The 25,325-nt window shown below is 54.1% G+C and carries 24 protein-coding genes; 16 read left to right on the top strand and 8 right to left on the bottom strand.

All coding sequences use genetic code 11. The features are described from left to right. The first annotated feature begins 6 nt into the window (after positions 1 to 6). The 7 genes from cmk to MFLA_RS04725 all read left to right on the top strand — a co-directional run bounded on the left by cmk (position 7) and on the right by MFLA_RS04725 (position 5,497). Entirely contained in the window at positions 7 to 687 is a 681-nt protein-coding gene (gene cmk, locus MFLA_RS04755) for a (d)CMP kinase (protein ID WP_011479293.1), read from the top strand. A 90-nt stretch (positions 688 to 777) separates the two neighbouring features. Beyond that, on the top strand, positions 778 to 2,487 hold the full coding sequence (gene rpsA / locus MFLA_RS04750) for a 30S ribosomal protein S1 (protein WP_011479292.1): 1,710 nt from the start codon (positions 778 to 780) through the stop codon (positions 2,485 to 2,487). 12 nt (positions 2,488 to 2,499) lie between these two features. Then, positions 2,500 to 2,787, top strand: a complete 288-nt coding sequence (locus MFLA_RS04745) for an integration host factor subunit beta (RefSeq protein ID WP_011479291.1) — start codon at positions 2,500 to 2,502, stop codon at positions 2,785 to 2,787. 103 nt (positions 2,788 to 2,890) lie between these two features. Further along, the gene (locus tag MFLA_RS04740; protein WP_011479290.1) at positions 2,891 to 3,148 is read left to right on the top strand and encodes a LapA family protein; all 258 of its coding nucleotides are present in this window, start codon (positions 2,891 to 2,893) and stop codon (positions 3,146 to 3,148) included. A gap of 73 nt (positions 3,149 to 3,221) precedes the next feature. After that, a complete protein-coding gene (gene lapB / locus MFLA_RS04735; protein WP_011479289.1) occupies positions 3,222 to 4,385 on the top strand; it encodes a lipopolysaccharide assembly protein LapB in 1,164 nt (387 codons plus the stop codon). Further along, a complete protein-coding gene (pyrF, locus tag MFLA_RS04730) occupies positions 4,382 to 5,080 on the top strand; it encodes an orotidine-5'-phosphate decarboxylase (protein WP_011479288.1) in 699 nt (232 codons plus the stop codon). Before lapB ends, pyrF begins: the two co-directional genes overlap by 4 nt. Before the next feature lie 117 nt (positions 5,081 to 5,197). Further along, a complete protein-coding gene (locus tag MFLA_RS04725) occupies positions 5,198 to 5,497 on the top strand; it encodes a ComEA family DNA-binding protein (RefSeq protein WP_011479287.1) in 300 nt (99 codons plus the stop codon). Positions 5,498 to 5,556: 59 nt separating this feature from the next. Here MFLA_RS04725 and metG read toward each other — a convergent pair whose 3' ends face one another. Further along, positions 5,557 to 7,635 carry a methionine--tRNA ligase gene (metG, locus tag MFLA_RS04720; RefSeq protein ID WP_011479286.1) on the bottom strand — a complete coding sequence of 693 codons (2,079 nt, stop codon included), beginning with the start codon at positions 7,633 to 7,635 and terminating at the stop codon, positions 5,557 to 5,559. Between the two features lie 112 nt (positions 7,636 to 7,747). On the opposite strand from metG, the gene apbC reads away from it, so the two are divergent. Next, entirely contained in the window at positions 7,748 to 8,836 is a 1,089-nt protein-coding gene (gene apbC / locus MFLA_RS04715; protein ID WP_011479285.1) for an iron-sulfur cluster carrier protein ApbC, read from the top strand. A 62-nt stretch (positions 8,837 to 8,898) separates the two neighbouring features. Here apbC and pgl read toward each other — a convergent pair whose 3' ends face one another. Beyond that, positions 8,899 to 9,606: a 6-phosphogluconolactonase gene (gene pgl, locus MFLA_RS04710; RefSeq protein WP_011479284.1), complete on the bottom strand. Its 708-nt coding sequence runs from the start codon at positions 9,604 to 9,606 to the stop codon at positions 8,899 to 8,901. Between the two features lie 148 nt (positions 9,607 to 9,754). Between pgl and gnd the strand changes: the two genes are divergently transcribed. The 4 genes from gnd (at position 9,755) to MFLA_RS04690 (ending at position 15,221) form a co-directional block, all read left to right on the top strand. Then, entirely contained in the window at positions 9,755 to 10,666 is a 912-nt protein-coding gene (gene gnd / locus MFLA_RS04705; protein ID WP_011479283.1) for a phosphogluconate dehydrogenase (NAD(+)-dependent, decarboxylating), read from the top strand. A 63-nt stretch (positions 10,667 to 10,729) separates the two neighbouring features. Beyond that, positions 10,730 to 12,208, top strand: a complete 1,479-nt coding sequence (zwf, locus tag MFLA_RS04700; RefSeq protein WP_011479282.1) for a glucose-6-phosphate dehydrogenase — start codon at positions 10,730 to 10,732, stop codon at positions 12,206 to 12,208. A gap of 72 nt (positions 12,209 to 12,280) precedes the next feature. Continuing rightward, positions 12,281 to 12,847 carry a dCTP deaminase gene (gene dcd / locus MFLA_RS04695; RefSeq protein ID WP_011479281.1) on the top strand — a complete coding sequence of 189 codons (567 nt, stop codon included), beginning with the start codon at positions 12,281 to 12,283 and terminating at the stop codon, positions 12,845 to 12,847. Positions 12,848 to 12,980: 133 nt separating this feature from the next. After that, positions 12,981 to 15,221 (top strand): arginine/lysine/ornithine decarboxylase, encoded by a 2,241-nt coding sequence (locus MFLA_RS04690; RefSeq protein ID WP_011479280.1) that lies wholly within the window; start codon positions 12,981 to 12,983, stop codon positions 15,219 to 15,221. 29 nt (positions 15,222 to 15,250) lie between these two features. Here MFLA_RS04690 and MFLA_RS04685 read toward each other — a convergent pair whose 3' ends face one another. Then, positions 15,251 to 15,754 (bottom strand): dihydrofolate reductase, encoded by a 504-nt coding sequence (locus MFLA_RS04685; RefSeq protein WP_011479279.1) that lies wholly within the window; start codon positions 15,752 to 15,754, stop codon positions 15,251 to 15,253. 146 nt (positions 15,755 to 15,900) lie between these two features. Between MFLA_RS04685 and MFLA_RS04680 the strand changes: the two genes are divergently transcribed. The 4 genes from MFLA_RS04680 (at position 15,901) to MFLA_RS04665 (ending at position 19,960) form a co-directional block, all read left to right on the top strand. Continuing rightward, positions 15,901 to 17,337 (top strand): sensor histidine kinase, encoded by a 1,437-nt coding sequence (locus tag MFLA_RS04680; protein WP_048811572.1) that lies wholly within the window; start codon positions 15,901 to 15,903, stop codon positions 17,335 to 17,337. After that, positions 17,334 to 17,906, top strand: a complete 573-nt coding sequence (locus tag MFLA_RS04675; RefSeq protein ID WP_011479277.1) for a hypothetical protein — start codon at positions 17,334 to 17,336, stop codon at positions 17,904 to 17,906. The genes MFLA_RS04680 and MFLA_RS04675 overlap by 4 nt, the downstream gene beginning before the upstream one ends. After that, on the top strand, positions 17,903 to 19,273 hold the full coding sequence (locus tag MFLA_RS04670) for a sigma 54-interacting transcriptional regulator (RefSeq protein WP_011479276.1): 1,371 nt from the start codon (positions 17,903 to 17,905) through the stop codon (positions 19,271 to 19,273). Before MFLA_RS04675 ends, MFLA_RS04670 begins: the two co-directional genes overlap by 4 nt. 231 nt (positions 19,274 to 19,504) lie before the next feature. Further along, the gene (locus MFLA_RS04665) at positions 19,505 to 19,960 is read left to right on the top strand and encodes a hypothetical protein (protein ID WP_011479275.1); all 456 of its coding nucleotides are present in this window, start codon (positions 19,505 to 19,507) and stop codon (positions 19,958 to 19,960) included. 127 nt (positions 19,961 to 20,087) lie between these two features. Here MFLA_RS04665 and MFLA_RS04660 read toward each other — a convergent pair whose 3' ends face one another. The 5 genes from MFLA_RS04660 to thrC all read right to left on the bottom strand — a co-directional run bounded on the left by MFLA_RS04660 (position 20,088) and on the right by thrC (position 25,297). After that, the gene (locus tag MFLA_RS04660) at positions 20,088 to 20,282 is read right to left on the bottom strand and encodes a YjfB family protein (protein WP_048811863.1); all 195 of its coding nucleotides are present in this window, start codon (positions 20,280 to 20,282) and stop codon (positions 20,088 to 20,090) included. 155 nt (positions 20,283 to 20,437) lie between these two features. Next, complete coding sequence (locus MFLA_RS04655; protein ID WP_011479273.1) at positions 20,438 to 20,965, bottom strand: PepSY domain-containing protein; 528 nt, start codon at positions 20,963 to 20,965, stop codon at positions 20,438 to 20,440. Between the two features lie 73 nt (positions 20,966 to 21,038). Beyond that, complete coding sequence (locus tag MFLA_RS04650; RefSeq protein WP_011479272.1) at positions 21,039 to 22,940, bottom strand: putative bifunctional diguanylate cyclase/phosphodiesterase; 1,902 nt, start codon at positions 22,938 to 22,940, stop codon at positions 21,039 to 21,041. Between the two features lie 122 nt (positions 22,941 to 23,062). Continuing rightward, positions 23,063 to 23,857 carry a thymidylate synthase gene (locus tag MFLA_RS04645; RefSeq protein WP_011479271.1) on the bottom strand — a complete coding sequence of 265 codons (795 nt, stop codon included), beginning with the start codon at positions 23,855 to 23,857 and terminating at the stop codon, positions 23,063 to 23,065. A 12-nt stretch (positions 23,858 to 23,869) separates the two neighbouring features. Further along, positions 23,870 to 25,297, bottom strand: a complete 1,428-nt coding sequence (gene thrC / locus MFLA_RS04640) for a threonine synthase (RefSeq protein ID WP_011479270.1) — start codon at positions 25,295 to 25,297, stop codon at positions 23,870 to 23,872. Between the last annotated feature and the right edge of the window lie 28 nt (positions 25,298 to 25,325).

The following is a 25,325-nucleotide window of genomic DNA, read 5'->3' as shown; positions in this document are numbered from 1 at the left end:
CTGCCAATGACTGACATGCAAACCTCTGCCGTACCCGTCATCGCCATCGATGGCCCCTCCGCCTCCGGCAAGGGGACCGTGGCCCAGCGCGTAGCAAAGGCCTTGGGCTACCACTACCTGGACTCGGGCGCCATCTATCGCATCGCCGCGCTGGCAGCACTCAGGCGCGGCATCAGCTGGCAGGATGAAGCCGCGCTGGCAAAGTTGGCGCAAGAGTTGGATATCTGCTTTTTGGACGATGAAATCTACCTGGATGGCGAAATCATCACCGAGGCTGTACGTACTGAAGAAATCAGTCGTGGTGCATCAGAAGTTGCTGTTCATCCTGCCCTGCGCCGCGCACTCCTCAATCTGCAACAGAGTTTCCGCAAGGCACCAGGCCTGGTTGCAGATGGCCGGGATATGGCCACGGTCGTCTTCCCTGATGCACAAACCAAGATATTTCTTACTGCCAGCGCGGAAGTCAGGGCTGAGAGGCGTTATAAACAGTTGATAGAAAAAGGAATCCATGCTAATCTCGCGGAAATCTTGCAGGATTTGCAAACCCGCGATGCAAGGGACAGCCAAAGAGCCGTTGCGCCGCTGCAAAAAAGCGAGAGCGCGAGGTTGCTGGAAACCAGCGACCTCAGCATAGACCAGGCAGTCGAGGCTATTCTGGATTATAGCCGAGCTGACGCTGGAAAATAAGCTTTCAGTATGAGTGCCGTGAATCTCACCGGTTCATGGTTTTTTTTAATTTGACCCGCTGCACGGCGGGATTATCTGGATATTTTTTTAATGACTAACCTTTCAACCACAACCTCCTCCATGGAAAGCTTCGCAGCCCTGTTCGAGGAAAGCCTGGCTCGCCAGGAAATGCGCTCCGGTGAAGTGATCACCGCTGAAGTTGTCTCCATCGATGACGACTTTGTCATTGTCAACGCTGGCCTGAAGTCCGAAAGCGTGATTCCCGCTTCGGAGTTCCGCAATGATCGTGGCGAACTCGAAGTGAATGTAGGCGATTTCGTTAAAGTCTGCATCGAATCCCTGGAAGATGGTTATGGTTCCACCAAACTTTCCCGCGAAAAGGCCAAGCGCCTCGCGGCATGGCAAGAACTCGAAGAAGCGATGAACGAATCCCGTATCATCAAGGGCATGGTCAATGGTCGTGTCAAGGGTGGCCTGACCGTCATGGTCAACAGCATTCGTGCATTCCTGCCAGGCTCACTGGTTGACCTGCGCCCTGTGAAGGACACCACGCCTTTCGAAAACAAGGAATGGGATTTCAAGGTCATCAAGCTGGATCGCAAGCGCAATAATGTTGTGGTTTCACGCCGCGCTGTACTGGAAGAAACCATGGGCGCCGACCGCGAAGCCCTGCTGGAGTCATTGAAAGAAGGTGCAGTGGTCAAGGGCATCGTCAAGAATATTACCGACTACGGTGCGTTCGTCGACCTGGGTGGTATCGACGGCTTGCTGCACATCACCGACCTCGCATGGCGCCGCGTCAAGCACCCATCGGAAGTATTGACCGTTGGTGAAGAAGTCGAAGCCAAAATCCTCAAGTTCGATCAAGAGAAAAACCGCGTTTCCCTGGGCATCAAGCAACTGGGCGATGACCCATGGGTTGCCTTGGGCCGCCGCTATCCAGTCGGTACCCGCCTGTTCGGCAAGGTCACCAATCTGACCGACTACGGTGCATTCGTTGAAATCGAACCAGGCATCGAAGGTTTGGTACACGTTTCCGAAATGGACTGGACCAACAAGAACGTCCATCCTGCCAAGATTGCTCAGCTGGGTGACGAAGTAGAAGTCATGATTCTGGAAATCGACGAAGACCGTCGCCGCCTCTCCCTGGGCATGAAGCAATGCCAAGCCAACCCATGGGATGACTTTGCTGCCACCCACAAGAAGGGCGACAAGGTTAGCGGTCAGATCAAGTCCATCACCGACTTCGGCGTATTCATCGGTCTGCCTGGCGGCATCGACGGTCTGGTTCATCTGTCCGACCTGTCATGGAACCAGCCTGGTGAAGAAGCAATCCGCAACTTCAAGAAGGGTGATGAACTCGAGGCAGTGGTGCTTAGCATTGATGTTGAGAAAGAGCGCATCTCTCTGGGCGTCAAGCAACTGGATAGCGACCCATTCAGTGCTTACACCGCACTGAACGACAAGGGTGCTATCGTCAAGGGTACTGTCAAGTCCATCGAGGCCAAGGGTGCCGTGATTGCGCTGGACAACGAGGTTGAAGGCTACCTGCGCGCTTCCGAAGTTTCCCGTGACAAGGTGGACGACATTTCTACCGTTCTCAAGGAGGGTGACGAGATCGAAGCCCGCATCACTAATATCGACCGCAAGAACCGTTCCATCGCTCTTTCCATCAAGGCGAAGGATATTGCCGATGAAGCTGATGCGTTGCAAAAGTTCAGCAATGATGCCGGATCTGCTGGCACTACCAATCTTGGTGCATTGCTGAAGGCCAAGCTCGACGGCAAAAACAACGAGTAAGGTCATAGCGTCATGACCAAATCGGAGTTGATTGCCAACCTGGCTGCACGCTTTCCGCAACTGGTCGTCAAGGATGCAGAACTTTCCGTCAAGACGATTCTTGACTCCATGACGGAGAATCTTGCTTCTGGTGAGCGTATTGAAATCCGTGGTTTCGGTAGCTTCAGTCTGAACTACCGTCCACCGCGGCTAGGACGCAACCCCAAGACTGGTGAAAAAGTGCAGGTACCTGAGAAACACGTACCTCATTTCAAGGCAGGCAAGGAATTGCGTGAGCGTGTAGACGGCAACAGCAATTAAGCACGCAGACTGCTGTGCTGGGAAAAACGGTAGCATCGATGATGCTACCGTTTTTTTACATTAAATCCTGCACGCTTCGGCAATGCTTGGGTAAAATTGAGCCATGCGCACCTTATATACCGTACTTGGCGTTTTGCTGTTCATCCTACTGCTCGGGTTTGCCTTCAAGAACGCGGAACCCGTCGAGCTAGCCTATTATCTGGGCTACTCCTGGAAAGCACCGCTTTCCCTCATGCTTCTGGTGACATTTTTCAGCGGCATCATTGCAGGCGTCGTTGCCTGCCTGGGCTCGTTGATTAGCCAGCGCCGCAAGCTGCTTGCTCTGGAAAAAGAAATCAAGAACCTCAAGATGACCAAATGACAAGCACATGACTTGCAACGTCATCCTTCTAGTTAGATGCCTGTCGTGCTGATTACAGGCCTGGAAACCAACCATGGAATTTGAATACTGGTGGCTGCTCGCCCTCCCCCTCTTCTTTACGCTCGGCTGGCTGGCCGCACGCGTGGATATCAATCAGCTGCTCACCGAATCCACGACTTTACCCGCAGCCTATTTCAAAGGCTTGAACTTCCTCATCAGCGACCAGCACGATAAGGCGATAGAAGCCTTCATCGAAGCGGTGCAAGCCAATGCAGACTCCATGGAACTGCATTTTGCCTTGGGCAGCCTGTTCCGCCGCCGCGGTGAAGTAGACCGTGCAATCCACCTGCATCTCAGCCTGCTGGAACGCAAAGAATTACCGGACCAGCAAAAGCAGGCCGTCATGGCAGAACTGGCGCAGGATTATCTCAAGGCAGGCCTGTTTGACCGCGCGGAAGAGCTGTTTACCTCATTGCACGACAGCCGTTACAAGCAGACCGCCTTGCGCGCGCTATTGGAAATCTATATCCGCGAGCGGGAATGGCATCATGCGATCAAAAGTGCGGTAGAGCTTGAACGACTGTCTGGTATTTCTTTCCGCAAGGAAGTAGCCCAGTTCCACTGCGAAATCGCAATGAAGGCTATCCTTGAACACGATGTCCATAGTGCACGCCATGCGCTGGACACAGCGATTGAAGCCGATAAGGGCTGCGTCCGCGCCAATATCATGCTGGGCGATCTCGAAGCTGGCGCAGGCAACCACAAACAGGCTATTTCCTTCTGGAAGCGCGTCGAATTCCAGCGGCCTGAATATCTCGGACTTGTCGCCCCAAAGCTGCTCAACAGCTATAAGGCGTTAGGCAATCTGGATGAGGGCATCACCCTGCTGAAGGGCTACCTGCAGACATACAAGCTTCCGTCTATTCTCAACCTGGTCTATGAAACCACCTTGAGCGAAGAAGGCGCTGCCAGCGCTGAAAAGCTTGCACGGGAAGAACTGCGCCGTAAACCTAGCCTGCAAGCCCTGGATCAGTTTCTGCGTGCGCAATCGCTGCTGGAAGGCGCCAACCAGCAGGATGCCTTGCTGATGCAACAAACCGTGCGTTATGCCATTGGCAATCGTAGCGCACACTATTGTGACCAGTGCGGCTTCCGCGCCCGCAACTTCCACTGGCAGTGCCCCGCATGCAACGCGTGGGAATCTCTCTCTCCCGAAACCAAAGAATCCGCCGTATGACCGACCCAAAGATCATTGTCGCCCTTGATTACCCTGATGCTGCACACGCCCTGGGGCTAGCCCGCCAGCTTGATCCAGCATTGTGCCGGGTCAAGGTAGGGAAGGAATTGTTCACCGCTGCTGGTCCGCAGCTAGTGGAGGCATTAATCAAGCTCGGCTTTGGCGTGTTCCTAGACCTCAAGTTTCACGACATCCCCAATACGGTCGCCAAGGCTTGCGAAGCAGCAAGCAAGCTGGGCGTATGGATGCTCAATGTGCATGCTTCTGGCGGTAGCCAGATGATGCAGGCTGCACGCGAGGGCGTAGCGCGGAGTGGCCACGCTCCATTGCTAATTGCAGTGACGGTATTGACCAGCATGAACCAGGAGGAGCTGTCCGAGCTGGGAGTGAATGCCCCGATCGAGCAGCATGTATTACACTTGGCAAGACTCAGCCAGCAGGCAGGCCTGGATGGTGTCGTCTGTTCTGCCCAGGAGGCTCCAGCACTGCGCCGGGCACTGGGTCATGATTTTTGCCTGGTGACGCCTGGTATCCGCCCTGCGGACGCCGCGCTCGACGACCAATCCCGCGTGGTGACGCCCGCCAGGGCGCTTGCCATGGGCTCCAACTACCTGGTGATGGGCCGTCCCATCACCAGGGCAGCCGACCCACTAGCCACACTGGATCAAATTCGGGAATCAATCCTAGGAAAATAAGGAAAAACACTCACAAAAAAACTATACTTTCCACCAATAGCTCATGCTCAACATGAAGCATATGATGTTCTGGCCCTGGAATGAAAGGGCAATTCCATCATATCTAAGGAGAGCATCATGAAGTCTTTGTTGTTTGCAGTCCTCGTGTTGTTTGGGTTGACATTCAATGCCATGGCGGCGGTTGACCTCAACACTGCCTCTGCGGTGGAACTGGAATCAGTGAAAGGCATCGGCCCAGCAAAAGCCCAGGCAATCATTGATTACCGCAAAGCGAACGGCAGTTTCAAATCGGTGGACGACTTGGACAACGTAAAAGGGTTTGGTAAGAAAAGCATAGACAAGCTGCGTAGTGAGGTTTCCGTCGGCAAAACGCCCAAGGCGGAAAAAACAACCACGGCGAAAAACGACAAAAAATAAGCACCACGCAAAAAAACAAAAGCCCCGTCACCGGGGCTTTTTTCATCTGGCAATTTATTTTACTTAACGCGCATCCCTGGCTGGGCGCCACTATCCGGCGATAGGATGAATGGCCCTCCTCGCTCGTCACTCGCAGCGAGCACCATGCCCTCCGACAAGCCGAACTTCATCTTGCGCGGCGCAAGGTTAGCCACCATCACCGTCAGACGCCCCTTCAGGCTTTCAGGGTCATAGGCGGACTTGATGCCTGCAAAAACTTGACGCGGCCTCTCCTCGCCAATATCCAGACTCAGCCTGAGTAATTTTTCAGCGCCCTCGACATGCTCGGCATTGGCGATGCGCGCAATACGCAAATCGACCTTGGCGAAATCATCGATCGAGATGTAAACACTTTCCGGTGTCGCTTCCGAAGCAACCTGTTTTTGTTCTGGCACGACAGCAGCGTGGGTTTGCAGCGACTCCTTATTCGCCTCGACCATGGCCTCCACATGCTTGGGGTCAATGCGGGTGATCAGGTGCTGGTAAGCCTGTATCTGGTGGCCAGCTGGCAGCGGGCGGTCAATATCCGCCCAGGTCAATGGGTCGATCTTGAGAAATTTCTCGACAGCTTGCGCCAATCCAGGCAATACCGGCTTGAGGTACAAAGTGAGTAGGCGGAACATTTCCAGGGCGACAGAACAGACTGCATGCAGCGCTGCCGTTTGCTCCGGCTGCTTTGCCATGTCCCACGGGGCATGCTCTGCCACATAGGCATTGGCCTTGTCCGCCAGTGCCATGATGTCGCGCACCGCACGTGCGGTATCCCGGTTTTCAAAGCTCTCGCGGATACTGTCGGCAGCAGCACGCAATTCAGCAATCACCGCGTTCTCGCCCACGGTACCCAGCTTGCCGTCAAAGCGTTTGGCAATGAAGCCGGCAGTACGGCTGGCAATATTGACGTATTTGCCCACCAGGTCGCTATTCACGCGTGCGACGAAGTCCTCCAAGTTGAGATCGATATCCTCCATGCTGCCGTTGAGCTTGGCTGCGTAGTAATAACGCAGGTACTCGGGATTCTTGACGTGGTCAAGATAACTGCGCGCGGTAATGAAAGTGCCGCGCGACTTGGACATTTTCTCGCCGTTGACGGTCAGGAAGCCGTGAGCGAATACCTTCGTCGGCTGGCGATAACCAGAAAACTTCAATGTGGCGGGCCAGAATAACGCATGGAAATACAGGATATCCTTGCCGATAAAGTGGTATAGCTCGGCCTGGCTGTCTGGCTTCCAGTACTCATCGAAATCCAGGCCCTCACGCGTTGCGAGATCCTTGAAACTGGCCATGTAGCCGATAGGCGCATCCAGCCAGACATAGAAATACTTGCCGGGCGCATCGGGAATCTCGAAGCCGAAATACGGCGCATCACGGGAGATATCCCAGTCCGACAAGCCTGAGGCAAACCACTCCCCCATCTTGTTGGCCGCTTCCGGCTGCAGGGTGCCGGAACGCGTCCATTGCCTGAGAAAATCCTCGCACTCGCTCAGTTTGAAGAAATAATGCTCGGTTTCCTTGCGTACCGGCGCCGCGCCTGACACTGCGGAATAAGGTGCGATCAATTCCGTCGGACTATATGTCGTACCGCAGGACTCGCAGGAATCGCCATACTGATCCTTGGCATGGCATTTGGGGCATTCTCCCTTGATGAAGCGGTCAGGCAGAAACATATGCTTGACCGGGTCATAATACTGCTCAATCGTGCGCGTCGCGATCTTGCCATTCGCTTTCAGCGCGCGGTAGATCTGGCTTGCCAATTCGCGATTCTCCTCGGAATTGGTGGAATAATAATTATCGAAAGCCACGAGGAAATCACTGAAATCAGCATAGTGCTCGGCATGGACACGGCGTATCAGTTCCTCCGGCGTGATGCCTTCCTTTTCCGCACGCAACATGATGGGCGTGCCATGGGTATCATCGGCACAGACATAGTGTACGGTATGCCCTTGCATCTTCTGGAAACGTACCCAGATGTCGCTCTGCACGTACTCCACCATGTGACCAAGGTGGATGCTGCCGTTTGCATAAGGCAAGGCAGAGGTAACCAGCAATTTTCGTGGTGCGCTCCAAGCGTTGGCAGGGGTATTTCCGGTTCCGGGCATCATTCTCTATAGCAAGCAACAAAAGGAATCTCGCATTCTAACAAACTGCCACGGTTTCACATAAGCAATCCTCATAAGCTAGAATGTCCATTCAACGAATCCGCAGGAAAACCTTATGCCGCTTACCGAATCCCTGGTACAGGACGCCCTTCGCTCAGTGATTGACCCCAACACCGGCAAAGACTTCATCAGCAGCAAATCCGCGCGCCAGATTACCATTGCCGGCAGCCATGTTTCGGTCGAGATCTTACTCGATTATCCCGCGAACAGTATCCTCGGAGAAATCAGGGATCTGGTAACACAGGCTTTAGCAGCCTTGCCTGGAGTAGAGAATGTGACAGTCGGCGTCACCAGCCGCATTGTCTCCCATGAAGTACAGCGAGGCGTTCAGCTTATCCCGAACGTCAAGAACATCATTGCCGTCGCTTCCGGCAAAGGCGGGGTCGGGAAGTCCACCACGGCGGTCAATCTGGCACTGGCACTGGCCGCAGAAGGCGCGCGCGTCGGCATACTCGATGCCGATATTTATGGCCCCTCCCAGCCGCAAATGCTGGGCATTTCGGGCAAGCCGGAAAGCGCCGACGGCAAAAGCATGGAGCCGTTAGAGCGCTACGGCGTGCAAGCCATGTCCATCGGCTTCCTGGTGGATATCGACACCCCCATGGTCTGGCGTGGCCCGATGGTTGTCGGCGCACTGGAGCAATTATTGCGAGACACCCGCTGGAAAGACCTGGACTATCTGGTAGTCGACCTACCCCCGGGGACCGGCGATATCCAGCTTACCTTAGCGCAGAAAGTACCGGTCACCGGCGCCATCATTGTCACCACGCCGCAGGACATTGCCCTGCTGGATGCCCGCAAGGGGCTCAAAATGTTCGAGAAGGTCGGCATTCCCATTCTCGGCATTGTCGAGAACATGAGCACGCATATCTGCTCGCAATGCGGACATGAAGAGCACATATTCGGTTCCGGGGGTGCAGCCCGGATGTGCGCCGACTATGATGTAGAACTGCTAGGCAGCCTGCCACTGGACATCCGCATCCGCGAAGAGACTGACAGCGGCAAGCCAACAGTAGTTGCCGACCCTGCAGGCCAGGTTGCCGGCATCTACAAGTCCATTGCCCGCCGTGCCGCAGTCAAGTTGGCCAACCTGCGTCAAGACCACAGCAGCAAGTTCCCCAATATCGTGATCCAGAACACTTAGCGTTTTTGAGCAAGAAGGCTCTCTCGTGGACCTTGAGCTCCTAAAAAAACGGCATATATCCGTTACAAGTTAACGCCGAAGATATAGACATCCACCCCGTTCTTGGGCTTGATCAGGCTGGCCGGAATCGGCTCGCCGCGGCGCCAGTTGTCCACGGCTTCCTGCTTACCCGCGCCGGTCACGAAGAATATGACCTCCCGCGACTGACTAAGGCGTGCAGCCGTAAGGGAAACCCGCTCTGGCGGCGGCTTGGGTGCACCAAACACCGGCACTGCGGACTGTGTATCATCCCAGGTATGGCCTGGGAATAGGCTGGCCGTGTGGCCATCTTCCCCCAAGCCCAGCAACACGAGATCAAACTCTCCCACCGCTGCCAATGTCTGATTGTACGCATGTGCCGCTTCCACCGGGCCACGTTCTGCTGGGATATCGTGAATCTGGGATGAAGGGATGGCCACATGCTTGAGCCAGGCTTCATGCGCCATCAAACTGTTGCGCTCTTCATGCTCGGGTGGCAGGCAACGATCATCACCATAGAACACATGCCACTTGCTCCAGTCGGTATCGATCTTCGGTAGCAACTGGTAGATGCTCTTGGGCGTACTACCGCCCGCGAGCACAATGCTGAACTTGCCGTGACCGGCGATAGCGTTGCGCGCGGCTTCCTCGATATGCTTGACGGCACTGCTGTATAACGCTTCCTGCGCCGTGTACACTTGCCATCGGCTTACCTGATCATTAATCATCAGGGACTGTGTTGTATTTTGCATGATATAAAACCTTCACGTTATAATTACCGGGCTATATCTTGAGAATTCTAACATTATCAACCCCCACCCATCTCAATCTCAATGGCCTTGCCCAAAAGGAAGCGCCACGGAGTAAAGATGGCATGATCCTCATCAAGGAAAAAATTCAATGAAACTTGCAATTATCGGCTTGGGAAAAATGGGCGGCAACATGGCACGCCGTCTCCTTAAACATGGCATCGAAGTCGTAGGCTTCGACTTTAATCAGGATGCGGTCAACCAGATTTCCCTGACTAACGGCATGATTCCTGCCAGCTCTGTCGAGGATGCTGTCTCCAAGCTGTCGGGGGAACCCCGGAAAATTGTGTGGATCATGCTGCCTAGCGGCGACATCACCGAAAACCAGATCAAGGACCTTGTCCCCTTGTTGAGCAAAGGCGACATCATCGTTGATGGCGGAAACTCGAATTACAAACATAGTCAGCGCCGCGGCGCTTGGCTGGCCGAGCACGGCATTGAATTCATTGACTGTGGTACCTCCGGCGGCATCTGGGGCCTAGATAATGGCTACTGCCTGATGTATGGCGGGAGCAAGGATGCTGCCGATGCCGTGGTGCCCATCATGCAGGCGCTCGCACATGCAGATCGCGGCTGGGCGCATGTCGGACCAGTCGGCTCCGGCCACTTCACCAAGATGATCCACAACGGGATTGAGTACGGCATGATGCAGGCATTTGCCGAAGGCCTCGACCTGCTCAAGGGCAAGGAAGAGTTCAACCTTGACCTCGCGCAGATCACGGAGCTTTGGCGCCATGGTTCTGTCGTCCGCAGCTGGCTACTCGACCTGACAGCGGAAGCGCTGGCGCACGATCAGGAGTTGTCCGCGATTGCACCATACGTTGCAGATTCCGGCGAAGGCCGCTGGACAGTGGTCGAGGCTGTTGACCAGGGTGTTGCCGCCCCTGTGCTGACCCTGGCATTGCAAATGCGCTTCGCCAGCCAGGAGGATACTGGCTACAGCTACAAGCTGCTATCCATGATGCGCAACGCCTTTGGCGGACATGCCGTCAAAACCAAGTAAGCAATGCGACGGCCATGTCCCCTGCATGGTCGTCATGACCAACCCAAAATTAGAGAACACTGAATGAAAGTCATAGACCCCTGTACCCTTGTTCTGTTTGGTGCGAGCGGCAACCTCTCCCGCATCAAGCTCATGCCTGGACTATTCCGTCTTGACCAGGCTGGTCGCCTGCCTGAGAAAATGGCCATCCTCTCCGTTGGCCGCAGCCAGGTTTCTCGCGAGGACTGGCTTGCAGACATCAAGAGCATGCTGGATGCCAAGTTCCCCAAGGGCTATGACCAGGCAGTGTTCAAGCGCTTTATCGAGCGCCATCATTACCATGCCAATCCGCCTGATGACCCCAGCTCCTTCACCCGCCTGAAGGAAACCTTATCGGACGAGGCTATCTTCCCGCAAAACTTGGCCTATTTCCTTTCTGTACGGCCATCTGATTTTGCAGCGATTGTTGACCAGCTCGCCAGCGTTGGATTGACCGAGGAAGGCAAATACTGGCGTCGCGTTGTCGTCGAGAAACCATTCGGCACTGATCTGAAGAGCGCTCAAGAGCTGCAGTCCTCGATCACCAAGCACCTCAAGGAAAGCCAGATATACCGCATTGACCACTACCTTGGTAAATCCGCCTTGCAGAACATCATGCTGCAACGTTTTGCCAATACCATCCTCGAACCTTTGTGGAACAAGGACTACATCGATCATGTGCAGATCACCAATACCGAACAACTCGGGGTTGGCGAGCGCACCCAGTTCTACGATGCTACCGGCGCGCTGCGCGACATGATTCAGAGCCATGTGTTACAGACATTGGCGCTGACCGCCATGGAACAACCAGCCTCGCTGAATCCGGACGACATCCGCGCCGAGAAGATCAAGGTCCTGGAAGCCATTCGCCCTATTCCGGTCGACGAGCTGGAAAAATACGCATTCCGCGCACAATATTCGTCCGGTGAAATCAAGGGTGAAAAAGTGCCTGGCTATCTGGAAGAACTCGGCGACGACAGCAGTGTGGTGGAAACCTACGCCGCGCTCAAGCTGTTCATCGACAACCCACGCTGGGAAGGCGTGCCATTCTACATCCGCACGGCCAAGCGCCTTCACGAGGCAGATACCCGCATTGCGATCCGCTTCAAGAAAGCACCGCTGCAACTGGGCAACGGGCAGGATCAGAACTGGCTCATCATCGGCATCCAGCCGAGAGAATGCATCAAGTTTGAAATCCAGTCCAAGATTCCCGGCTTGGATATCGCGACCCGCACGATTGAGCTCGACGGCGCCAACCGCCAGGAAGGTGATGAAACCATCGATGCTTACGAGGCCCTGCTGCTGAACCTAATGGAAGGGGATAACTCGCTCTACCTGCACATCAGCGAAGTGGAAGCCCAGTGGCGCTTAGTGGATCCTGTCATCGAGGCTTGGGCCAAGGACCGCAAGCCTGTACACCAGTATCCTGCCGGCAGCAGTGACCCTGAAGCGTCCAAGGTCATATTCGAGCATGAGGACCAATTCTGGCGCTACAGTATTGCGCTGGGTGGCGATAAAAAATAATTTCATCTTAAATGACGAACCAAAGCGGAGTGCATACACTCCGCTTTTTGTCTTTCAGCGAAAGAGATTGCAATGAGCATTAAATCCGATAAATGGATACGCCGCATGGCAGCACAGCATGGCATGATCGAGCCGTTCGAGCCCAACCTGATCCGCCAAGTGAATGGCGAGAAGATCGTCTCCTATGGCACCTCGAGCTATGGATACGATATCCGTTGCGCAGATGAGTTCAAGGTCTTCACCAACATCAACAGCACGATTGTCGACCCCAAGAATTTCGATCCCAACTCATTTGTCGAATTCAAGAACGATTTCTGTATTATCCCGCCTAACTCATTTGCCCTGGCCCGTACGGTTGAATACTTCCGCATTCCGCGCAGCGTTCTGACCGTGTGTCTCGGAAAATCCACTTATGCGCGCTGCGGGATTATCGTCAACGTTACCCCGTTCGAGCCCGAATGGGAGGGCTATGTCACACTGGAATTCAGCAATACCACCCCGTTGCCGGCCAAGATTTATGCGGGAGAAGGCTGCGCCCAGGTGCTCTTTTTTGAGTCTGACGAAGAATGTGAAATTTCTTACAAGGACAGGGGTGGCAAATACCAGGGCCAGGTAGGAGTCACCCTGCCCAAGATCTGACCGCAACGCACGCTTCGCGGTCATATGCATCGCGAGTGATTATGCTATATTGCGCTTTTTTTAATGAGGGGTCTGTTGCCATGTTCTCCATGAACAATGTGGCAGCAGGCCCTGTATGCCTTCAGGAGGCCTCATGAAATTCCGTTTCCCTGTCGTCATCATTGACGAGGACTTCCGTTCAGAAAACTCTTCCGGCCTGGGCATCCGCGTGCTGGCCAAGGCCATTGAAAATGAAGGCTTCGAGGTGCTCGGTGTCACCAGTTACGGCGACCTGACTTCGTTTGCCCAGCAGCAAAGCCGTGCTTCTGCCTTTATCCTGTCGATAGACGATGAGGAATTCATTGAAGAATCCCCGGAAGCGCTGGAGAACCTGCGTAATTTCGTGGATGAAATCCGCTTCCGCAATGAGGAAATTCCCATCTTCCTGCATGGCGAAACCCGCACATCGCGCCATATCCCGAATGCAATCCTGCGTGAACTGAACGGTTTTATCCATATGTTCGAGGATACGCCTGAGTTCGTCGCCAAGTATATTGTACGTGAGGCGCGCGCCTACCTGGACAGCCTGCCGCCGCCCTTCTTCCGTGCACTCACTCATTATGCGGCGGACGGCTCATATTCCTGGCACTGTCCCGGACACTCCGGCGGCGTCGCTTTCCTCAAATCACCGGTCGGCCAGATGTTTCACCAGTTCTTCGGCGAGAACATGTTGCGCGCCGACGTCTGCAATGCAGTGGACGAGCTAGGACAGTTGCTCGATCATACCGGCCCGGTGGCGGCTTCCGAACGCAATGCAGCCCGCATCTTCAATTGCGACCACCTCTACTTCGTCACCAACGGCACATCCACCTCCAACAAGATCGTCTGGAATTCCACTGTGGCGCCGGGTGACGTAGTGATCGTGGACCGCAATTGCCACAAGTCGGTATTGCACTCCATCATCATGACCGGCGCGATTCCCATCTTCCTGATGCCGACCCGCAACCATTTCGGCATCATCGGGCCAATCCCCAAGGCAGAGTTCTCCTGGGAGAACATCCAGAAAAAACTGGAAGCCAACCCCTTCATTGGGGACAAGAATGTCAAACCGCGCGTGCTGACCATCACTCAGTCCACTTACGATGGCGTGCTCTACAATGTCGAGGAAATCAAGGAAATGCTGGATGGCAAGATCGATACCCTGCATTTCGACGAAGCCTGGCTGCCGCACGCCACGTTCCATGACTTCTATGGCGATTATCACGCGATTGGAGCCGACCGTCCGCGCTGCAAGCAGTCCATGGTGTTTTCCACCCAATCCACCCACAAACTGCTGGCCGGCCTCAGCCAGGCATCGCAAATCTTGGTGCAGGACGCACAGGACATACAGCTTGATCGCGACCTGTTCAACGAAGCTTATCTGATGCATACCTCGACCAGCCCGCAATATTCCATCATTGCCAGTTGCGATGTCGCCGCCGCCATGATGGAAGCGCCGGGCGGCACTGCCTTGGTGGAGGAGTCCATCATGGAAGCCCTTGATTTCCGCCGCGCGATGCGTAAGGTGGACGAAGAGTGGGGTAGTGACTGGTGGTTCAAGGTGTGGGGGCCAGACGACCTCTCCGAGGAAGGTATCGAAGAGCGCGCCGCCTGGATGCTCAAGGCTGGCGAACGCTGGCACGGCTTCGGCAATCTCGCCGAAGGTTTCAACATGCTCGACCCGATCAAGGCCACCATTATCACGCCGGGATTGGATGTAGATGGCGCATTTTCCGACGAGATTGGCATTCCCGCCGCCATCGTCACCAAGTATCTGGCCGAGCATGGCGTCATTGTGGAAAAAACCGGCCTCTACTCCTTCTTCATCATGTTCACCATCGGCATCACCAAGGGCCGCTGGAACACGATGGTAACGGCCTTGCAGCAGTTCAAGGACGACTACGACAAGAACCAGCCGTTATGGAAGGTATTGCCTGAGTTTGTCGCCAAGCATCCGCGTTACGAGCGAATCGGCCTGCGAGAGTTGTGCACGCAGATCCACGAAATATACAAAGCTAATGACGTGGCGCGCCTTACCACGGAAATGTATCTGTCCAACATGGTACCCGCCATGAAGCCTACCGATGCATTCGCCAAGGTAGCCCATCGCAAGATCGACCGCGTCCTGATTGATGAGCTGGAAGGCCGCATCACCGCGGTATTGCTGACGCCCTATCCACCCGGCATTCCATTACTGATTCCCGGCGAGCGTTTCAACAAAGTCATCATCAACTACCTGCGTTTCGCACGCGACTTCAATGAGCGCTTCCCCGGTTTCGAGACGGATGTCCACGGCCTGGTAAAGGAAATCGTGGATGGCAAGGCGCACTACTATGTGGACTGCGTTGCCAATTGAAAACGGGGCTGAGTCTGCCCCTTACAGACTCAGCCCGTAGGCATCTTGCTATTTTTACGCACATAAGTGATATAGCGAAATGGCAAGCCCTGGGCGCTGACCATCTCTTCACTCGCCACTTTCTGCCAATCCCGTAAATCAAATGCGGGCAGGAAAGCGTCACCGGCAAACTCGGCGTCGATCTCCGTAATATAGAGGCGGTCGGCCAGCTTCAATCCAGCTTGGTATAGCTCCGCGCCACCGATCAGGAATGCCTCGGCATCATCTGCCGCCATGTCTATCGCCTGCTCCAGGCTATGCGCGATCATGGCACCTGGCACATGATAATTCTGGTTGCGAGTCACAATGATAGTCGTGCGGTCCGGCAATAGCCGGTTGAGCGATTCATAAGTCTTGCGGCCCATGATGATATGGTGACCAGTGGTCAGGGCCCGGAAGCGCTTGAGGTCCTCCGGAAGGTGCCAGGGCAAGGCGTTGTTGAGGCCGATGACACGATTCCGGGCAACCGCCACGATAAGAGATAAATTAGCCATCGCGACATTATACTTGGATGTTGGATGGCAGGCTTTTGTAGGACAAGCACCGTATGCCCGTGACAGAAGAGATGGTTTAAGATGAAGGCAATTTGCTTCTTCAAATTATCCCAGCTTCGCCAACGAAAAGGAACGGAACGCACGCTTTGCAAATTACATACCCAAAATCCTTTCTCAAGCTACTGCTGATCGGTTTCGCACTTGCGATGCTGCCGCTATTGTTTGCATTCGGCAATGCAGCCCTTTACCTGGACCGGCTTGCCACTCAGAGCAGCGATGCAGTCACTCAGGCAGTACAGGCTACCCGGGCAAGCCGTGCCCTCGTCGAACAGATCGCCTTCATGGAACGCAGCGCGCGGCAGTATTTTGTGCTGGAAGATGAATTGCTGCTGGAAAACTATGAGAAGGCGCATGAAAAGTTCGTCGATTCATGGCACGATCTGGACCAGCTTCCCATGACCAGCAAGCAAAGGCTTGCTTTAAGCAAGTTGTCTGCAGAGGAGCAAGCACTTTTTCAAAATGTCGCGCAGCATTCCACGGAATCCTCGTCAATCGAAGAAATCGTTGGTCGGTTTGCCGACCTGACGGTACAGGCTCAAGATATTCTCGATGAAAATAATCGTCAGATAGATCGGGAATCCGCCATCCTTGCAGAAACTGCAGAGCGAACACAGCAAATCATGCTCTGGCAGACACTTACCCTGATCCCGGTTGCGCTGCTGGTCGCCCTCATGATCACATTTCTCGTCGCCCAACCGATCCGGCGCATGGATGCCGCCATCCGCAAGCTTGGCGAGGGCGACTATAGCGAGCCGATCAGCATCGACGGTCCTGGCGACCTGCGCAACCTGGGCGAACGCCTGGACTGGCTGCGTGCACAACTGAACGAGCTTGACCAGCAGAAGCAGCGCTTCTTGCGCAATGTCTCCCATGAGCTTAAAACTCCGCTTACCGCAATCCGGGAAGGCAGCGAGCTACTGAGTGACGAAGTGGGTGGCCCTCTCACGCCGCAACAGCGCGAAATTGCCGGGATACTGCGTGAAAGCAGCTTACGGCTGCAGAAAATGATAGAAAACCTGCTCAGTTTCACTGCAGCGCAATTCCATGCGCCACAGCTCAATCTGGAAACTGTAGACCTCACCGGACTTGCGGAAGCAATTCTCGCAGACTACTCCCTGACAATCAGCAACAAGAATATCAATATCCAGCGTGACTTCTTTCCTACTCTCATTCAGGCCGACCGGGAAAAAATTCACTCCGTACTGGACAACCTGATTTCCAATGCCGTCAAGTACACTTCGCCATCCAGCAGCATTCGTATCAGCATTACACATCAGGCACACCAAGCCATCATCGAAGTCCACGACGGCGGCCCCGGCGTCATGGCATCCGACAAGGCCAAACTGTTCGAGCCCTTCTACCGTGGCGACAGCGCCCATGAGAGCCTGGTCAGCGGCAGCGGGCTTGGGCTTTCCATCGCCAAAGAATACGTCGACGCGCATGGCGGTGAAATCATTCTCTTGCCTTCTGAGCGCGGTGCCCGTTTCCGCGTTACCCTTCCATTGAAAGCTTTAACAAAATGAACCTGAATAACCTGCTTACCATCGCCATGACAGCAACTTTGCTCAGCGCCTGCGCTCACCAGCCGACACCTGCCCAAGCTCCTATCCACCAGGCGCCTCCTCCCCCCCCTCAGCCGACCAAGGAACGCTACGCTGCCTCCAACCTGCTGGAATTCATCAGTCATTTCTCCGAGCTGTCGCTCGAGTCACAAAAAAAAGAGCTGGCAGAAGCTTTAAATAAAATCAGCAGTAACAATAAAGACTTACATCAAAAGACCCGCGTTGCCATTATCTATGCCATCCCTGGCAGCAAATTGCGTGATCCGATCAAGGCACAACCCTTGCTTGAGGAGTTGGCACGTGAAAAACAGCTGGGCAAGGAAGAAAAAGCCATCGTTTCCATCTTGAGAGAAAATGCAGCGGAAATCGCCAAGCTTACCCAGCGCCTGCGCGACGAAATGCGACGCGCGGACGAAAGTCAGCAAAAAGCTGATAACTTGCAAAAGAAGCTGGATGAATTGAAGAAAATTGAGAGAACCATGATGCAGAAATCACTGAACAACCCTCCAACCCGGAGCAACGGTAAATGATAGGAACAACCAAGAAAATCCTGACTGTCGATGATGATCCCGACATCCTCAAACTCATGGGAATGAGGCTGCAGGCAGCAGGTTACCAAGTCATCACTGCCACCAATGCAGAAGAGGCGCTGTCCCAAATTGCCATCAGCCGACCAAGCCTGGTGATTACAGACTTACGCATGCCTGGCATGGATGGCTTGGCCCTGTTCGATGCCATCCATCAATCCGATCCTGCCTTGCCCGTGATCATGGTTACAGCCCACGGCTCGATCCCTGAAGCGGTCGATGCGACACAACGCGGCGTATTCGGCTTCCTCACTAAGCCTTTTGACAGCAAGTCACTGCTGCAGCAGGTAGAGGCCGCATTACGCATCGGCACAGGCGATCTGCAGCCTCATGACCAGGATATCGACAATGAATGGCGCAAGAGCATCATTACACGCAGTCCGCAAATGGAAAACTTGCTCGGGCAAGCCAAGCTCATGGCAGTTTCCGATGCCAGCGTATTTATCCAAGGTGAAAGCGGGACGGGCAAGGAGTTGCTGGCACGCGCCATCCATCAGGCCAGTCCTCGCCGGGACAAGCCTTTTATCGCCATCAATTGCGGTGCCATTCCAGAAGCCCTGCTTGAGTCTGAACTATTCGGTCATAGCAAAGGGGCATTCACCGGCGCCTTGCGCGATCACAAAGGGCTGTTCCAGACGGCTGACGGCGGCACCCTGTTCCTGGACGAAATCGGCGACATGCCGCTGCCATTGCAGGTAAAACTGCTTAGAGCCCTGCAGGAGCGCGCCATCCGTCCCGTCGGGTCCAATACCAGCATCAACATTGATGTGCGTGTGATTTCTGCGACTCACCGCAACCTGGCAGAGGAGATGAAAGCCGGACGGTTCCGCGAAGACCTGTACTATCGCATCAATGTTGTCGGACTTGAAATTCCTCCCCTGGCTGCACGTCGTGAAGATATTTCCCTATTGGCCAATAACTTTCTCAACGAACTGGCCACCAAGTACCGTAAAAAACTCAACGGCTTTGCCCCCGAAGCCTTGGAGCTGTTGATCACTGCGCCATGGCCTGGCAACGTCCGCCAGTTGCAGAATATCGTCGAACAAACCGTAGTGCTCTGCACCACACCCTTAATCCCGGCCACTTTGGTACAAAAAGCATTGCAAGAAAACATCGGCGGCATTGTACCGTTTGAAGTTGCACGGAAGAATTTTGAGCGCGACTACCTGATCAAGCTGCTCAAGGCCACGAATGGAGGCGTTACACAAGCTGCCCGCCTGGCGCAACGCAATCGCACCGAGTTTTACAAGCTATTGCAACGCCACCAGCTCACGCCGGCGTTGTTCAAGAACGACAATACCGCACATTAATGTCTCCTCTGAGAGACGGAATTACCCATTGATTTTCAACAAGTTAACTCATCATGCACGCAATACGTCTCAATTTTGAGACATGAAACAGAAGGGCCCGCTCGCTCCAAATTCAATTAACCCAATGATAAATATAGATTTATTAATGTTGGCACACTCTTCGCTATAGATTAATTGAATTTTTCGGCTGCATACTCCAAACGAAAATCATGAGTCGGAGATACTAAACATATGATGGGATCCAATACAAAAAAAACGCACCCCATGGTCTTGGTTGCAGCAACCGCCATGACGATATTCAGCTTGGTAGGGAGCGCCGCGATGACTGGCCTGATTCCTGTGGCGCATACCTATCGCCCCGACCTTGCTCAGGAATTAATTACCGATCCCAATGCCGCCATGGTGATCAGCAATATACTGACACAAGACACTAACGAAGCGGGTAAGAACGAATCGACTCATACTTGCCTGGAGTGTGGCACTATCATATCGATTCGCTCTTTTACTTCTCATACGAATAATAGCGATGCTTACCACATCAATGATAAAACAGCGGAAGGCGCAACCTACATCATCAAAGTCAGAATGAGCGATGGGCACTTGTATACTTTTACCCAGTACAACATGCCCCACTATTCTGTAGGGGACAGTGTCAAGCTCAAGAGTGGCCGACTGGTGAATGCCTAACGTATATTGAATCTCCAAGCTCCTCATAGCAGGCCTTTATCCTCCCCGAGAAGGTCTGCTTTTTTTCTTCAAAAATAAAGCCCTGCAAAGCAGGGCTTTATTTTTTCCTGATATTGATATGGATATTTCAAGCCACCGTATTCACATTCTGTCCTAGATGTGCCGGCAGATTGGCGGAGGGAGCTGGTAGCGCCTCCAGCAATGCCAACGCATTGGCTGAGCTGATATCCAGGGCTTTTTTCAGTACCGTCGTCCCCACTTCCTGCTGCAAGCGCGTAGCTGAAAGATCGGAGGCAACACTCGCAATTGCACTCACATCCATGTTGATTTCCATTTTGACGATAATATATGCATTAACGGCAGGTTTGGGCTCAAGTTAAGGCTTCTGCTCACTTGATCATCGCATTTCTCATGGCAGTGGCGAAAAAAAACGCCCCCGAAGGAGCGTTGTCGACTGTCCGTCCAGTCAAAAAGCTATCATTCCTTGCCAATCTGGTAAAACTCTTGATTGGCTTCAACGATTTTACCAGTAGAGGCATCCACTTCGACCTTGAATTCCTTGCCATCCTTGGTCTTGATGTCGAACTCGTAGGAGGCTGCGCCATTCTCTTCAATTTCGTATTCAACCTCGACAATTTCACCGGGATGCGCAGCAAGGGCTGTCTTGCGTGCCTCGGCTTCGCTTACCTTCTGTTTGGCCTTGAACAGAGGATGGTCTGCGGAGTCGACCTCTTGCTCTATTTCCACGATCTTGCCTGTATTAGCGTCGCATTCTACATCCCAAGCGGTACTATCGCTAGACTCAATATCAAATTCATAAACTGGTGTCTCGCCTTCCAGCTTGTACTCTACCTTGACCACTGTTCCTGGTTTAGCCTTGAGCGCCGCTTCCAGGCAGGTTTCCAAGCTGACCTTTCCTTTGGGAAAGTGATGATCAGCAATCGCCAAGCTGCTGGATATCGCCAATGCAAAAGTACTAAGCACAACTAAGGTTTTTCCCACCATTTATCTCCATATAATCATTATTCAACCTAATGTTGCGATTATAAACGAACAATTAGCATTCAGGACAAATTCCTTATTGCTCCAGGATAAAATCATTTTCCTGATGCCCCTTGCCAGTGATGACAAGCTCTGCCATCTCCCGTGCGCTCACTGGACGACTGAATAAATAGCCTTGCACCATATCGCTTCCCTGCTCCCGCAGGAATTGCAACTGTGCTTTGGTCTCCACGCCTTCTGCCACGACCTCAAGCTTCAGGCTGTGCGCCATCTGGATAGTGGCCGTGGTAATCGCGACATCGTCGGGATCATTGGGGATATCCCGGATAAAGCTGCGGTCTATCTTAAGCCGGCTGACGGGAAAACGCTTGAGATATGCCATGGATGAATAACCTGTGCCGAAATCATCGATGGCAAGATGCATGCCCATGGCCTTGAGGTCTGCCAGGCGAGTAGTGGTCGCTTCCGCGTCTTCCATCAGGACGGTTTCGGTAATTTCCAATTCGAGCAGGCTGCTATCCATGCCAGTTCGCTCAATGATCTTGGTCATGGTCTGTACCAGGTTCTCTTGGCGGAACTGGCGCCCCGAGAGGTTGACGCTCATGCGCAGTGGCACTCCCAACGCCTTCCACTCCATGGCCTGCCTGCAAGCCTCGCGCAATACCCACTCCCCGATGCGCACGATGAGGCCAGTCTCCTCGGCAACCGGAATAAAGCTACTTGGGCACAATAGACCACGCTGTGGATGATGCCAGCGGATCAAAGCCTCCACCCCCACCAGCTTGCAATCCGGCAGACTGAACTGCGGCTGATAGTAAAGCTCGAACTGTTTTTCTTCCAGCGCGACGCGCAATTCGGTTTCGAGGAGCAAGCGAGTCGAGCTCTTGTGATGCATTTCTGCAGAGAACATCTGGAAATTGTTTTTGCCGCGGCTCTTGGCATAGTACATGGCTGCATCGGCATCACGCAGCAAATGGGCGGCATCCTCCCCGTCGTAAGGATAGATACTCGCGCCAATGCTGACACCGATATAAAAGTTGCGGTCATTCAAGACAATAGGCGGCGCCAGCGCTCGAATGAACCGATTGGCAACAGCCTCCACATTCTCGACATCCGCGGGCTGGTCAAGCATCATGGCAAATTCATCCCCACCCACGCGATACACTGTATTTTTCTTGCCTGCTGCGACCATCAGGCGCTGCGCGACCAAATGCAGCAGCTTATCCCCGACATCGTGCCCCAGGGTATCGTTGATCACCTTGAAATCATCCAGGTCAAATACCAGCAATGCCAATACGCCACGCCGATGACGCGCCCCTTCCAGCAGCAAATGGAAATGTCTGCTGAAAGCATGGCGGTTGGGAAGATCGGTCACCGTATCATAATTGGCCAGAAAACCCGCCCGCTCTTCGGCCTTGAGCATCGCGCGTTGCAATCGGCTGAGCAGCAGGGCAGCGGCAAACAAAGTCACCAACATCACCATTACCGTGGTACCAACATACCAAAGCAGCTGGCGATACAATCCTTTCATATTGGATCGCATGTACAACATCCCGACTTGCATGCCGCCATATACGACAGGCTGCCATATTTCACTTTTGTGCATGTCTGAATGACGCTGTACCTGGTCCGCGACCATCATGTCAAACAAGCGCGACAGGCTACCGGGACGTACATATTCGGCAAAACGGTTCTGTTGCATGTCATATAGAACCGCCGTATCGATTTCAGGCGCTTCGGCCAAGCTTGCCAGGACTTCAGATGCCACCTCATGTTCGCCCCGCACCAGCGCCTGAGCAATATTGCCTGCCATAATCCGCATCTGGATCTGCATGGTGACGGTCATGTTGCGCCTGAGCGAAGCATACTCCATGCTGATCAGCGTCACCGTGGCAATCAACAAGGCGAGGCCCACAGCCAGGATATGGGCCTTACGCAATTTGGGCGATACGGGCTGGTGATGCACGGGACTCATCATTGAATGCTACCTTCCCGGACCATGCCGCTGGCAGCCTGATACAGAAAACAAATGCGCGACCACCGGTGCCCGCATTGCAAGCGCATGAAGGGAAAACGACCACATAGACTCAAACCGGGGAACTACACTGCAACGGGGGCCTTGATAGCGGGATGCGACTGGTAATTCTCCAGTGTGAAATCCTCGAAACGGAAAGCAAAGATATCCTTGACCTCGGGATTGATCCGCATCACAGGCAGAGGATAAGGCTCACGCGACAATTGCTCCTTCACCTGCTCGAGATGATTGAGATAGATATGCGCATCACCCAGTGTATGTACAAAATCGCCAAGCTTGAGATCACATACCTGCGCCACCATCATGGTGAGCAAGGCATAGGAGGCGATATTGAACGGTACGCCGAGAAAGATATCCGCACTACGCTGGTACAACTGGCACGAAAGCTTGCCATCCGCCACATAGAACTGGAAAAACGCATGGCAAGGCGGCAATTTCATCTTGTCAACATCGGCGACATTCCATGCGGACACAATCAGACGGCGAGAGTCCGGATTACGCTTGATGGCCGCTATCACTTCGCTGATCTGATCGATATGGCCTCCATCCGGTTTGGGCCAATTGCGCCACTGGTAGCCGTACACTGGCCCCAGGTTGCCCTCGGCATCCGCCCACTCGTCCCAGATGGTCACGCCGTTTTCCTTGAGGTAGGCAATGTTGGTACTGCCCTGCAAAAACCAGAGCAGCTCATGAATAATGGACTTCAGGTGAACCTTCTTGGTGGTCAGCAGCGGAAAGCCCTCGGACAGGTCGAAGCGCATCTGGTAGCCGAATACGGACAGCGTACCGGTGCCGGTGCGGTCTTCCTTCTTGTGGCCCTGCTCCAGTACGTGGCGCATCAAGTCGTGATAGACCTTCATTCCCTCTCCCGATCAAACATGCTCGACAATGAACTGCTTGATAGCGGCCACATCGGCCTCCATCACCTCAAAGCGCTGCGGCAGGGCTTCCAAGCCCTCCAGGCTGTGCGGGCGTTCGGGCTTCTGGCCCAGCGCCTCGACAATCGCATCCTCGAATTTGGCCGGCAACGCGGTTTCAAGTACCAGCATCGGAATGCCCGCCTCGCGCTGCTCCAACGCCACCTTGAGACCATCGGCGGTATGGGTATCGATGGTGACGCCATAGCGCTCATGGGTCACCCTGATGGTCTGCATGCGGTTGGCGTGGTTGCTGCTGCCGGAGACAAAGCCGTAATCCGCCACCTTGGCAAACCAACCGCCTTCATTGAGGTCGACGCTGCCACCCGCATCTACCTTGCCCCACAGCTCACGCACCTTGGCCGCATCACGGCCCACCAGATCGAAGACGAAGCGCTCGAAATTGGATGCCTTGGAAATATCCATGGAAGGACTGGAGGTGTGGTAAGTATTGGCAGAACCGCGCGGACGATAGACACCGGTCTTGAAGAATTCGTCCAGCACATCGTTTTCGTTGGTCGCCACTACCAGCTTGGCAATCGGCAAGCCCATCATGCGGGCGATATGCCCGGCACAGACGTTGCCGAAGTTGCCGGAAGGCACGGCGAAGCTGACCCGCTGCGCATTGTCCGCGGTGACGGCAAAGTAACCCTTGAAGTAATACACCACCTGGGCCGCCACACGCGCCCAGTTGATGGAGTTTACTGCGCCGATCTTGTTCTTTGCCTTGAAGGCATGGTCATTGGACACGGCCTTGACGATGTCCTGGCAATCGTCGAACACGCCCTTGACCGCGATATTGAAAATATTGTCATCCTGCAGGCTGAACATCTGCGCAGTCTGGAAACGGCTCATCTTCTGGTAAGGCGAGAGCATGAACACCTTGACACCCTGCTTGCCGCGCATGGCGTATTCCGCAGCAGAACCGGTGTCTCCGGAAGTTGCGCCGAGGATATTGATCGTCTCGCCTTTCTGCGCCAGCACATATTCGAACAGGTTGCCAAGCAACTGCATCGCCATGTCCTTGAATGCCAGGGTCGGGCCATTGGACAAGGACAGCAGGTAGAGGTCGTCCTCCAGCTTGAGCGTGGGAGTGATGTCCTCGGCATTCTGTCCAGCGCGCGCATAGGCATAGACATCCGCACGATAGGTCTTGTCGATAATGGCGCGCAGGTCAGCAGCAGGAATATCATCGATCAGGCGCGAGAGGATGGTGAACGCCAGGTCGCGGTAATGCATGCCGCGCATCGCATTCAGCTCGTCCTGGCTGAATTGCGGATATTGCTCGGGCAAATAGAGGCCGCCATCGGGCGCCAGGCCGCCAAGCAGGATTTCAGTAAACGACTGTGCGGGCGATTGCCCGCGGGTGGAAATATATCTCATGGCACAACTGATGCAGGCAGCAACTGCG

The organism is Methylobacillus flagellatus KT (assembly GCF_000013705.1).
Taxonomy (GTDB): Bacteria; Pseudomonadota; Gammaproteobacteria; order Burkholderiales; family Methylophilaceae; genus Methylobacillus; species Methylobacillus flagellatus.
The sequence above is the reverse complement of the archived record's forward strand: the minus strand, read 5'-3'. Positions and strand labels throughout refer to the sequence as shown.